Source organism: Paenibacillus terrae HPL-003 (assembly GCF_000235585.1).
GTDB lineage: Bacteria > Bacillota > Bacilli > Paenibacillales > Paenibacillaceae > Paenibacillus > Paenibacillus terrae_B.
Window position 1 is genome coordinate 1,812,014 of sequence record NC_016641.1, and the last position, 13,311, is coordinate 1,825,324.

Genomic DNA, 13,311 nt, shown 5'->3' on the forward strand with positions numbered 1-13,311 from the left:
GGAAGGTTAATATGGCTAGATTATTGTGCAAATGTGGAGAATATTTATCTACAGTAGAGGCTCCCAACGACGTTCAACTTCATGTTTATACTGATAAGGAATGGGATGATATTATAAACATGGGGGATTTAATTGATCCCCTTTCGATACCCGATCCCAAAAATGAAGTGTGGCACTGCACTAATTGTGGAAGAATTTATGTCTTTAATGAGGATAATACAGTTAAAAGGATTTATTCATTAGAAGAGGACACTGAGAAGTGAAAGTTGAAATAAAACAGGGTTTAAAGCTTAACAATGTGATTGCAAGAACCAATACCTAAAATCTAAAGCCCCTAATGGAAAAAGAAGGACGTTCAAACGTCCAGAAACGGCCTTAGGGGCTGTTTTCACATTGATACTATGATCTGTGGGTTAGTAAAAAGCACGGACAGAGTATACCCCTTTTTTCTTACTGTAGGGATTGCCTAGGAATGAGGAGAATACAATTTATATAAGACGGATTGTAATATGAAGTGCGACACCTGCTGGAAATAAATAAAAAAGGGCCCATGGCCAGATTCGTGTAGAATGAAAGTTCCTACACCCACATTCACACAAGGAGAATCCACGATGAGCTACTCACATCTTAGCATAAATCGAACGAAGCAAGCTAGAAATCCTGCATCAGCAGGGGAAAAGTTCAAGAGCCATCGCTGAGGAACTAGGGCGACATCATGCGACCATTTGCCGGGAAATCCGTCGGAACGCTGAGCTAGAGTCCTACGATGCACAGCGCTCCCAACATGCTTACGAGCAACGCCGCAGAGCCTCTGTACTCCAAGGTAAATGGACAGAGGAACAAGCGGTAGAACTCGAAGAGAAGTTGCATGCGACGTGGTCACCTGAGCAGATCGTAGAGCGTTTCAGAGCAGAAGGCCGGCCCATCGTGTGCTGCAAAACCATCTATCGCTGGCTCTATGCTGGCCGCCTTGCCCAAGCAGACGTGAAGGTACTACGGCACAAAGGTAAACGGTAACAACCTGCTGAAAAACGAGGGAAGTTTGCCGTGGGTAAGTCGATTTCCGAACGCCCCAAGGAGGTGCGTTCCCGAGACACCTTTGGACACTGGGAGCTAGATACGGTGGTGTCTGGTCGTGGGAAAAGCAAAGGCTGTGTGGCAACCTTCATTGAACGGAAAACCCGTATGTACACCGCGATTCAAATGCCCGATCGCACGGCATTGTCGATGGAAATTGCCTTTGGTGTAGCGGCTTCCCAGTACCCTGTTGGGGCGTTTCAAACAGCGACTGCAGATCGAGGTAAAGAGTTCGCCTGTTACGCGAACCTGGAAACCACACATGGCGTGCAGATCTACTTTGCTGACCCATACTCTTCCTGGCAAAGAGGGTCGAATGAGAATGCGAACGGTTTGCTTCGAGAGTTCTTTCCTAAAGGCACAGACTTTGCCCAAGTATCCGATGTAGCTTTGGAGCGTTCGCTTGATTTAATCAACCATCGCCCCCGAAAATGTCTGGGGTGGAAAACCGCTCACGAATCTTTCACACAGGAACTGTCGCACTTGGCTTGACAATCCGTCATAATATATAAGGATTGGATATGTAAATAGTCCATATAAGCTATAATTGTGTCTAGTCTAATGAAAGCATGACATACTACGGAGACTTGCTTAGAAGTACTAGGAGGAATACAGAATGGCGAGATAGTCAGGGAAAACCAATACAATGTTTGCGGTATTAGACATTCTGAGTCTGGGTCCTCATACCGGCTATGATATAAAACAACATATGGAGCAGAGTACTAACTACTTTTGGAATGAGAACTATGGTCAGATCTATCCTAGCTTGGCAGAGCTATTGGATCGAAAAGACATTGCAGTCGAGGTTATTCGTCAGAACGGAAAGCTTGCATATTTTCGAAGAGCTGGAATGTTGACTGGTCAATGTAGAGCATAAAGACCATAATCACCATAATCACAAGTAAATCCATATGTAATGAATAATTAGGGAGCGGGCTGGAGTATTTAGCTGTCGATGAACTTTTTGATCTCAGGAGCTTCCGGCTGGTGTTGTGGTCCTGAAAGCAAGAAAGCAGTTGTCGCAGACTTTCCTCTGTGATGGCTGCTTTTTCCGTTACATGCTGAGACTCTATCAGCTTCGTTTCTAGTTCGATCTTTTGCTGCTCCAGTGATGACAACTTTCCAAGAATGGTAGGATTGTTCAGACTCCTCAGGACCATCTTCAGAATCTGTATGGGATTGAAGTCTCACCCACGCTCATTTCCAATGTCACTTAAATCAGTCTTGTGATTTTTTGTGAAATGCGTAATGTATAGAATAAAAAGTGTTGAAATGAATTCCGAGGGGGAGCTATGTATCAAAAGGGGGCAATATCGCAAGGCCATCGGAATCGGCCTGATTTTTTCACTTTCTATTGTGTTGTTCGTTACTATTTATTTGCAAACGATACCGAATCAGGACATACCGCCTGCGAAGCGGGGAGTGCTGGATTTGTCGAATTGGGATTTCCACAAGCAGGGATGGGTTAACCTGGATGGAGAGTGGGAATTTTATGAAGGCGAATTATTGGAGCCTGCCGATTTTCGCCAAGGGACGCGTGCGGAGGTCTCATATTTATCCGTACCTGGCACGTGGAAAGGAAAATCAGCGAATGGCGGTATGAACCGAACGGGGTATGGCACGTACCGGTTGAAAGTGCTGATTAAAGATACGGATGAAGTTTTAGGTTTAAAAATAAGGAGTATTCGCCTTTCCCATCGATTGTTCATTAACGGCAAGTTAGAAGGCGAAAGTGGGCGCCCAGCAGTCGATATCAAGGCGCATCAACCTGGAAATACGCCCTACAGCGCGTTTTTTCACACGGACGCCAAAGAAATTGACATTGTAATTCAAGTGTCTAACTACGTATTTGTCACCGGTGGTATTGCTGGCTCGATCCCATTCGGATTGGCTGAAGATGTGACGAAGCTAAACAGTATACAGATCGGCACCGATATCGGAATTATATTGATTCTTGGCATGTTTGGTGTGTATCATCTCAGCTTCTTCCTGCTAGGGCGAAGAGAGAAAACATATTGGCTCAGCGGGCTGTATTTGCTGCTGCTTTTATTGGAAAAAGCACTTTTTGGCGAAAAGATTTTACAGAGGGTACTGCCTGGCCTCCCTTTTGATATGGTTTACAAGCTGCTGGATTTAAGCGAATTTGTCGGCGCTGTGGTGCTCATCCTGTTTTTCAGCTCAGTTGAAGCCCGCCTCATGTCGTCTCGGATGATGAAGCTGATACTGACTCCGTTAGCCCTATATATTACGGCGGTTATCGTGTTGCCTTATCGTGTGCATATCCAGGGAAAATACATTTTCTTTTTTTACTTAATTATCGTTTTCCTATACATTATTGGCAGAATGGCGTATCTGTACATTCAAAGTCAAGGCGGCTCATCTGATCGGAAGGAATTAATGCTTTTTATTGGCGGAAGCGTTTCGATGATGATCTTTTTGGTGGACGGAAGCCTCTATTCGGAGAATATGGTTTCGACGGATCTGCTGGGAAAACTCGGAGTCGTTTGTTTCATCATCATCATGAATATCCTGCTCGTGGTTCGATTCTCGAATGCTTATGAGAAGACGGAGCTCCTTTCCTATCAATTGACGGTTTCCAATGAGCTCAAGGACGAGTTTTTGATGAACACATCTCACGAGCTCAAGACTCCATTGCATGGCATTCTGAATATGACGTCTTATTTGCTGGATGATGAGGAAAAAAATCTGTCGCCGAAGCAAAAACGGAATCTTTCGCTGATCAAGGATACATCTATCAAGCTGTCCATGCTCATTCACGATTTAGTCGATGTTACCCGTTTGAGGCACGGGGAACTGAGTCTGCATCCGACCGCTGTGGATGCCAGAATGGTAACACAGATTGTATTCGATGTACTGCAATTTGAGCTTTTGGGCAAAGTTGTGCAACTGGATAATCAAGTCGATCCCGATGTCTGGGTGCAAGCGGACGAGAATCGGCTGCGTCAAATCATGTACAATCTGGTCAGCAATGCCGTTAAGCATACAGACAAAGGGTCGATCAAGGTGGTGTCGAGCGTTGCCAAGGGAACTGTTACGATTTCTGTCGAGGATACTGGAACAGGGATTCCGAAGGATAAACATACTGTAATTTTCGAATATTTTGAGCAGCTTGACGGGCCGCTGCCTAAGGATGGATATACAGGAATGGGCGTTGGTTTGTATATTAGCCGCAAGTTGGTCGAACGCATGGGTGGAGAAATTTGGGTGGGTTGGTCGGAGGTCGGTCAAGGCACACGCATGACGTTTACATTGCCAGGCACTGTCGAAGTACCGGCTAATCGTGAAACGGCACATGCGTTGGAAGAGCAGCAGCGATACGCCGATAAGGATCAGGAGCTGAATATTTGGAATGGACACGAGCATACCGTAATGATTGTTGACGATGAAGCCTCCAATATCCACACCTTGTTGAATATTTTGAAACGGCATCGCTACAATGTCGTTACCGCTTTCTCGGCAAAAGAAGCATTGGAGAAAATAGAAGAGTACCCGCAAATCGATCTTGTCATTCTCGATGTGATGATGCCGGGGATTTCGGGCATTGAGTTGTGTCAAAGACTGCGCAGCAGTTACTCCATTCTCGACCTGCCCATTTTGTTCGCAACGGTTAAGGATACGCCGCAAGACATCGCGCTCGGCTTCAGGGCCGGGGCGAACGATTATTTGACCAAGCCGTTTGAGGGGGAAACGCTCATTGCCAGAATCCAAACCCTGATCGCTGTGAAAACATCACTCCAAGAAGCAATTCGCAATGAGCAGGCGTTCCATCAAGCGCAGATTAAACCGCATTTTCTCTACAACGCCTTGAGCAGTGTTATTTCATTTTGCTATACGGACGGGGAAAAAGCTGCGTACTTGTTATCGATGCTCAGCCAGTACTTGCGCTACATCCTGGACATGGATTCTTCCACGCAGTTCGTCCCTCTCTACCAGGAAATGGAGCTGATCCAGGCGTATGTTGAGATTGAGAAAGCCCGTTTCGGAGAGAGGTTCGACTACGACTTTCACTACGATAAACGTATAGAACATTTGGAAATTCCCCCTTTATGCATCCAGCCTTTTGTCGAGAATGCGATTCGGCACGGTTTGTTCGAGAAGGAAGGACACGGCAAGGTGACGCTTGCGATCAATGAGGGAAACGGTTATATCCGGGTGGTAGTCGAAGATGACGGTGTCGGCATATCGGATGATCTACTGTACCGCATGTCCACAGGAGACCTGCAGGATTGCGGCATCGGCATTCATAATATCCGCAAGCGTCTGGACTCTCTCCCAGGGGCAACGCTAAACATCAGCTCTGATATGGGAAGAGGAACTAAAATAACGATGTATTTGCCTGTAAGGAATAACGAAATGACCGGTTCGGGTAAACGGAGGAGGAGCGGGGTTGTTTAATGTGGTCATCGTGGAGGACGAAATACCGATTTTGAATTTAATGAAACATGTTATCGGGCAAAACCCGTACTTTACGATCATAGGTGCTTTTACAAGCTCGCTTGAGGCGCTGGCCAGCCTGCCTGAGCTTCGGCCGGACGTTGCTTTCCTCGATGTGGAAATGCCAAAGATGAATGGGCTGGAGCTCGCGGAGAACATCTACGAAGCGTCGGAGCAGACAAAAATCATCTTCACGACGGCTTATAAGCATTATGCGTTGGATGCATTTAAGGTTTATGCCTTCGACTATATTTTGAAGCCTGTGACACCCGTGGCGATTGAGCGGGTCGCAAACCGGCTGGTCAAGCTGCATCGGCCTGTCGGCGATGCTAAACAACAGGTGGGGCCGCCCTCCATTCGGTGCTTCGGAGGATTCGAGGTCCGAAGTCCGAGGGGGTTGCTAATCCGCTTTCCGACACGCAAGACGGAGGAGTTATTCGCTTATTTCCTCTGCCATCCGGGCCAGAATCTCAACAAGTGGCGGTTGGCGGATTTGTTGTGGCCAGATAGTAGCGAGGACCGAGCGTCACATAATTTGCACAACACGATGTATCGTTTAAAGAAACTGTTGAAAGAGCAAGAGATCGGCATGGAGATTCAGAAAACGAACGAAGGATACATGCTGGAACCATCGGATCGAACATACGATGTACTGGAATATGAGCGGTACGACTTTTCTCTTGCGGAAGGGGTTCAGGATGCGGCGCAAGCGGAACAAGTATGCTCGCTCTACAAAGGTCCGCTGCTGGAGAGAAAAGATTACTTCTGGAAGGCTCCGTTGGAGGAAGTATTCCGCAAACAGTACACATCGCTTGTACGCAGTTTGGTCCAGCAGGATCTCGCCAGGGAGGATTGGAAAAAAGCGGAGCAGAGAATTGACGGTTATTTGACCATGTATCCCCTGCATGAGGAGATGAATCAGACTTTGCTGAGCATCTATGCAAGCAGGGGGGACAAGGAGAAAATCCTCAAGCATTACGCGCAGCTCGAGGCTTCTTATCGCAGGGAGCTGGGGCTGGAGCCGCCGCAGGAGCTGAGAAGCCAGAAGGCGTCATATTTGGAGTAGGGCCCGCCGAAAACTGAATATTGGATTCATAAGAAAGTGGTTATTCCCAGTAGAAAAATCTATCGGGGATAGCCTCTTTTTTTGATTTATCGACAGCATTCGTGGTTTTGTGAGAATTTTGTGAGAACGGTGTGATAAAATGCATTGCAACGGGAGGGAGAGGCAGTATGGGGGAGTGATTTAAGCGAACTGTCGGGAGCTATGGAAAATCAGATCAGGACGGGCAGCAACATGTAAATAGCGACGGTAGTAATATATAGTGATCAGGAGGAAAAAATGTTTAGAAAAGAAAAAATGAAGCTTGCGGCAGCGGTAGCTATTCTATGTATGGTTTCAACTTTGTTAGGTAATTTTAATGCCGCTTCTGCGGCTACTACTGACATATTAAAGAAAGCCTATATTACAAGCTTCAATACTGGCAAAGTTGATGTGGTGGATTTGGAAAGCGGTACGGTGGAATTGGGCAAAATTACGGTCGGGAGTGAGCCTAATAGCGCAGCGTTCAACCCGAACGGTACCCAGGTTTTTGTGACCAACAGAACGAGTGGAACTGTTTCGGTGATTAATCCGGCTACTGATACGGTGGTCGGCACAATAACAGTGGGCTCACAACCTCACGGAGTAGCCTTTAACTCGGATGGCAGTAAAGCTTATGTAGCTAATATGAGCAGCAACACACTGTCAGTAATCAATACAGCAACGCTTACAGTTACGGGTACAATAAGTGTATTATCAAGTCCTGTAGCAATGGTAGTGGTAGGCCAGAAGCTTTATCTGACTCAGGCTGGCGCTAACAAAGTAGCAGTCGTGGATTTTACCAACGATACGATTACCAGTCAAATTACGGTGGGAGCCCGCCCGTATGGTCTTTCGGTTAATCCTGCGGGTACCAAGATTTATGTAGCTAGTCAAGGGAACAATACAGTTTCTGTCATCAACGTTGTGGACAACACGGTGGAAGCAACTGTCCCTGTGGGCAGCAATCCATCGGCTACTGAGGTGTCTCCCGACGGGAGCAGGGTTTACGTGGCTAATAGTGGCTCTGGAACTGTTTCGGTAATCAATACCGCTAGTAATACAGTGGAAAGCACCGTAGCGGTTGGTTCTAATCCCTATGTGGTCGGTATCTCGGCTGATGGCAGTAAAGCCTTTACGGTCAATTATAGCAGCAGCAATATGAGCGTAATCAGAACATCTGATAATCAGGTAATTCAGACAATAAATTTAAGCAATGGTCCATTTATGGTCGGTACCTTCATGGTTTCTACGGCTGTGGCTGCTGGCCAGAACCCTCCTGTTTCTTCAGATGCCACACTAAGCTCGCTGAATTTAAGCGGCATTACGCTCGATCAAACGGTAACTGGAAGTGTGTACGCCTATACTGCAACTGTGCCTAACGATGTTTCTGTCACGACAGCCACGTATACAACTACTAATAGCCACGCGACAGCGGCTTTTCAGCTTAATGGGGCTCCAGTTAACAATCCGATTAATCTAAGTGTGGGGTCTAATGTCATTAGCATTGTAGTGACTGCACAGGATGGAACGGCGAAAAGCTATACGGTAACTGTTACACGGGCTGGTTCAAATCATGCTGACTTAAGCTCGCTGAATTTAAGCGGCATTACGCTCGATCAAACGGTAAGTGAAAGTGTGTACGCCTACACCGCAACTGTGCCTAACGATATTTCTGTCACGACAGCTACGTATACAACTACTGATAGCCACGCGACGGCTGCTTTACAGCTCAATGGGACTCCAGTTAACAATCCGATTAATCTAAGTGTGGGGTCAAATATCATTAGCTTTGTAGTGACTGCACAGGATGGAACGACGAAAAGCTATACGGTCAATGTCACACGGGCTCCCCAGTTGGTTACTGCTATCACAGTGTCCGGCGCTAGTGGAACAATGTCCGTTGGAGACTCTCTTCAATTTAGGGCAAATGTAACTCCTGACAATGCAACGGATAAAACCTTTAGCTGGTCGGTAATTCCTGGTACAGGGGAAGCGACGATCAATGCTGATGGTGTACTCGTTGCAACTCAAGCTGGTACTATTACAATTCAGGCAGTTGCTCATGATGGATCAGGCGTTGTAGGAACGAAGGTCATTACGATCGACAAACGTTCTTCTAGCCGTGGTGGTAGTTCTACTACAACTGACACTAATCTGACTCCTGCACCTGTACCGACTCCTGAACCGGCTCCTGCACCTGTACCGGCTCCGACACCTGATCCTGCAAAGGATGTGTTCAAGTCAGATGTAGTGAAGGGTGACGTCAATGTTATTAAGAACATTGAGACTCGGATTCAGGAAGCTAAAAAAACTCCGGTTACAGTAACTCTTTCGGACACTAAAGGGCACTGGGCTGAAAAGACTATCGCTACTTTCGTAAAGCTGCATGTAATTGAAGGTTACAGCGATGGTAAGTTCAAGCCGGATGGTAAGATTACACGCGCTGAATTTGCAGTGATTCTGAGTGGTGCGTTCGATATCAAAGGTGGCAACAATGCTAGTGTTGCATTGAAGGACGTTGGTAGTCACTGGGCAAAAGACGCAATCAAGAAACTTGTAGAGGCAGGGGTAATCAGCGGATATGAGGACGGTACATTCAAGCCGGATAACACGATTACCCGGGAGGAAATGGTTGTTCTTTTATTCCGCATTTTAAACCTTAACAACGTATCGAAGGACACCACCAAAGGCAATTTCGATGACCTGGAGGGTTCTTATGCAGCAAACGAGATCAAAGCTGAAGCACAAGCAGGTATCATCAGCGGCAGAGCAGTTGGAAAGTTTGATGCCAAGAGCAACGCCACACGTGCAGAAGCTCTGCAGATCATCCTGAATGCGCTGAAGCTCAACCCGCAATTGAAGACGCTGTTGGATTCACTTAACTAATACCGTTTCTCCTAATAAAAGGGTCAAGTGTATTTTGCACTTGGCTCTTTTATTTTTGTGCGCCTACCCAAGCTAGGCACAACTAGCCGATGAGAGTCCGGTCGAGGTAAGAGCCAAGTCGCCTCGTAGCTGACAGGCAACTGGTAGAGAGATCCAAAGGTTGAAGCCCTAGGCCGTAGTGAAACGGGGCTACCCGAACTCGCGAGCCAGTCGGCCAGAGATGGGGCAAGGTCGAGTCTGCACTGTGGAGACGGAGGTGTAAGAGGTCGGCTACTTGATCATTTTTGGAGTAGGGTGAGAAACGGAATACTGGATTAACAAGATAATGACTATTCCCGGTAAAAGAATCTATGAGGGGATAGTTTCTTTTTCTTGTTTTTTCGACAGCATTCGCGGTTTTGTGAGAATTTTGTGAGAACGGTTTGATAAAATGCTTTGCAATGGGGAGGGAGAGGCAATATGGGCGAGTGAATCAAGCGATACTGTTGCGAGTTCTGGCAAATCGAGCGTTTCAGTCACGATTTATAATCAGGATGAGCAGCAACACGTAAATAGCGACGGTAAATAGTACGGGAAATATATAGCGGATTTTGGCAATCATCGAATATAGAAAGCGGGGGCGTCCCCATCCCGCAATGAAGACGGTATTGTCCAGCCAATGCATGAATCAAGTGTTAGCAAGCAGAGATCCTGCAACGGAAAGAGCAGGTAGGAACGTTAGGCATTTGGACAAATAGTCGGTTTTACTCCTCTTGGAGTTGTAGCAGAAGCGTTGAGGCGATTGAAAACTCGTATGAACTTCATCATAGAATATAACGAGAGGCGAGTGAAAGAAGCAGATGATTAGACGGTGTATTTCTTCATTATTGGTATTATTTCTTATTGCAGGAGTGACCCCTGTACATGCAGCCGCTACTAACCTGGCGTTAAATAAAACGGCAACAGCTAGCAGTTTATGGGACGTCGCCGGTACTCCTGCAAGTAATGCAGTCGACGGTAATCCACGTAGTGAGTGGGGACCTGCAACCGCAAGCGGTTCTCCTTGGCTTAAGGTTGACTTAGGCTCGGTAACACAATTTAATAGTTATATGGTACAGACATTGTCAGATCGGTACAACAGTGCGATCACATTAGAAACAAGCAATGATGATACAACTTGGACTGTATTGGATACAGTATCCGGAAATACAGGTGTAATTATCAATAAAACATTGCCTCGAGTTGTCAGTGCAAGATATGTGAAGGTTACGATTAATTCGTGGTCTTTTTTTCCTGACATTACAGAATTCCAACTATACAATACCACGCTGGATGCGCCAACCGACGTTGCAGCTACAGCAAGTGATGAGCAAGTAACGTTAAACTGGAGCAGCGTGTTGGATGCAACGAGCTATAAAGTGTATCAAGGAACATCGCCAGGTATATACGATGCAGTTCCGGTTGCGACAGTCAACGGTACGACTACAACAGTAACAGGGCTGACCAACGGTACAACTTATTACTTTACGGTTAGGTCTAGCAACGAACACGGGGATAGCTCTGCCTCGAAAGAAGTGAGCGCAAAGCCACATATTAACCCGCCTGCAGCACCAGGAGGACTCACAGCGACAGCTGGTAACGGACAAGTAGCGTTAAGCTGGAACAGTGTTGCCGGAGCTGTCACCTACGATGTTTACAAAGGAACAACATTGGGGTCCTACGAGTCAATCCCGGTTGCGACCGTGAGCGGGGCGACCTACACCTACACGGAAACAGGTTTAACGAACGGTGTGACGTATTTTTTTGTAGTCAAGGCAAGCAATGCAGGGGGCAGCAGCGACAACTCCAATGAAGCGAGTGCAACGCCGCAAGTTCCAGTACCTGGAGTGCCGGTATTGCTGCCCGCCACAGCGGGAGATTCGCGAGTAAGTCTTACTTGGAATCCGATGATCGATTCCACGGGGTACAAAATATTCAAAAGTACGACTTCCGGGGCTTATGGGTCAGAAGAAACCACGGTAAGTGGTTCGGTATACAGCTATGATGTAACAGGATTGGCGAATGGCACCACATACTATTTTGTCGTACAAGCAACGAATCCAGCAGGAGATAGCGCAGCTTCCAATGAAGTGAGCGAAACGCCCAAAACCGTTCCGTCATCGCCAACGGATGTAACGGTAACAGCAGGCGATAAACAAGCGATCATCAGCTTCAATATCCCTGTCGAAAATGGAGGAAGCCCAATAACACGCTACGAGGTCACAGCCTCACCAGGGAATATCACTGCAATAGGGACGGCAAGCCCGATCACGGTAACGGGGCTGTCCAATGGCACTACGTATACGTTTACGGTGAAAGCTGAAAATGGTGCAGGTAGCAGTACAGCTTCCTCTGTCTCCAAGGAAGTCACGCCAACAACGCCATCCAGAAACAGAGATAAATCAGTAACGGATACATCATCTGCATCATCTGCATCTTCTACATCGACTATATCGTCAACACAGACCACGTCGCCTACTCCGGCACCAACTCCTGAGCCTGCGCAGCCTACTGTTGATGTATTCAAGAGCAGCATTGTTAATGTAGCAAGCTCAGTTAAGGCTATTGAGTCCAAGGTAGCGGAAGCTAAGCAAGCTAATGTCAAGATTGAACTAGCTGACATTAAAGGGCACTGGGCTGAAAAAGCGATCGATACGTTCGTGAAACTGCAGTTTATCAAAGGTTATGGGGATGGACAGTTCAAACCTAATGGCAATATTACACGTGCGGAGTTCGCAATGCTTGTCTCTCGTGTATTCGATATTAGCGTCGATGCTGACCATTCCGCTCCTATGAGCGATATCAGCAGTCACTGGGCTAAGGAAGCTATTGAGAAGCTCGCCAGCGCAGGGGTAATTGGTGGGTATGGCGACGGAACCTTCAAACCGAACCAAACGATTAGCCGTGAAGAAATAGTTATCATCCTATCCCGTATTGTGAACTTGAGTAGTGTGAATAAAGATGATTCCAAAGGTAACTTTACAGATTTATCGAGTGCGAGCTCCTATGCAACGAACGCAATTAAGGATGTCGCAGAAGCGGGTATTATCACTGGCAAGAGCGATGGCGTATTTGATCCACAGGGCAATGCCACTCGCGCTGAGGCTCTGACAATTATTCTGAATGCATTAAGCCTTCATCCACAAGTTAAGAATCTCGTGGGTTCCTTGGACTAATATCTTACCTGATATAATTCATATGTAACAGCGGAGCTATATGACAAAGGTTATCCTGCAACAGTTGAAAAGGGCTGTTGCAAGATAACCTTTTGTTTTAGCTGCTGATATGATGTTGCCTATAATTATATCTTTATACCAAGATAAATAAATTAAAGATATAAGCGATCAAGAAAATTTTAAATATGGAGGTATAGATATGATTACAATTTTAAAAAGAATTAATCAGCTTGCCCAAAAAGCAAAAGAAGTGGGGTTAACTGAAATTGAAAAAACGGAACAAACCGATAATTGATTTTTAAAAATCAGATGCTCGCGACTTTCAGCAAATATGGTTGCATGAACATGATTCGTTGTTCCGGCGTTAGAAATGGGTCTTCCAGCCCAATGCAACACGGATCGTCCAACTCATTCACCCAACGTAAGGAACTGGCACCATCCCCACCATGAAACACAGAGTTGTCCGACAGCACTTCTTCTTCCTTAGCAACGGTTCCCGTATCACCATCTATCGTCACGCAAAGGTTCGTACCATCCACATATCCTATGGGTCCCATTCTGTTCGGTTGTTTTCAAGATGACTCGCACCAAAAAGGCCTGCTCAGGCTGAGCATA

General features: G+C 46.4%; 8 protein-coding genes and 1 pseudogene. 8 read left to right on the plus strand and 1 reads right to left on the minus strand.

Going from position 1 to position 13,311, the window contains the following annotated elements; translation table 11 throughout:
• Window positions 1–11 precede the first annotated feature (11 nt).
• The 8 genes and pseudogenes from HPL003_RS08360 (at window position 12) to HPL003_RS27405 (ending at window position 12,991) form a co-directional block, all read left to right on the plus strand.
• Window positions 12–263, plus strand: coding sequence for a hypothetical protein (locus HPL003_RS08360; RefSeq protein WP_014279187.1), 252 nt, complete (start codon window positions 12–14; stop codon window positions 261–263).
• 348 nt (window positions 264–611) lie between these two features.
• Window positions 612–1,569, plus strand: a pseudogene (locus tag HPL003_RS08365) (IS30 family transposase).
• 154 nt (window positions 1,570–1,723) lie between these two features.
• A complete protein-coding gene (locus tag HPL003_RS27395) occupies window positions 1,724–1,954 on the plus strand; it encodes a PadR family transcriptional regulator (protein WP_014279189.1) in 231 nt (76 codons plus the stop codon).
• A 395-nt stretch (window positions 1,955–2,349) separates the two neighbouring features.
• On the plus strand, window positions 2,350–5,493 hold the full coding sequence (locus tag HPL003_RS08375; protein ID WP_014279191.1) for an ATP-binding protein: 3,144 nt from the start codon (window positions 2,350–2,352) through the stop codon (window positions 5,491–5,493).
• A gap of 1 nt (window position 5,494) precedes the next feature.
• Complete coding sequence (locus HPL003_RS08380) at window positions 5,495–6,598, plus strand: response regulator (RefSeq protein WP_238533499.1); 1,104 nt, start codon at window positions 5,495–5,497, stop codon at window positions 6,596–6,598.
• Between the two features lie 276 nt (window positions 6,599–6,874).
• The gene (locus HPL003_RS08385; RefSeq protein WP_014279193.1) at window positions 6,875–9,502 is read left to right on the plus strand and encodes an S-layer homology domain-containing protein; all 2,628 of its coding nucleotides are present in this window, start codon (window positions 6,875–6,877) and stop codon (window positions 9,500–9,502) included.
• An 839-nt stretch (window positions 9,503–10,341) separates the two neighbouring features.
• A complete protein-coding gene (locus HPL003_RS08390; protein WP_014279194.1) occupies window positions 10,342–12,696 on the plus strand; it encodes an S-layer homology domain-containing protein in 2,355 nt (784 codons plus the stop codon).
• A 199-nt stretch (window positions 12,697–12,895) separates the two neighbouring features.
• Window positions 12,896–12,991, plus strand: coding sequence for a DUF896 domain-containing protein (locus tag HPL003_RS27405; protein ID WP_014279195.1), 96 nt, complete (start codon window positions 12,896–12,898; stop codon window positions 12,989–12,991).
• Window positions 12,992–13,001: 10 nt separating this feature from the next.
• On the opposite strand, the gene HPL003_RS27410 is transcribed toward HPL003_RS27405, so the two are convergent.
• Entirely contained in the window at window positions 13,002–13,235 is a 234-nt protein-coding gene (locus HPL003_RS27410; protein ID WP_238533455.1) for a hypothetical protein, read from the minus strand.
• Window positions 13,236–13,311 lie beyond the last annotated feature (76 nt).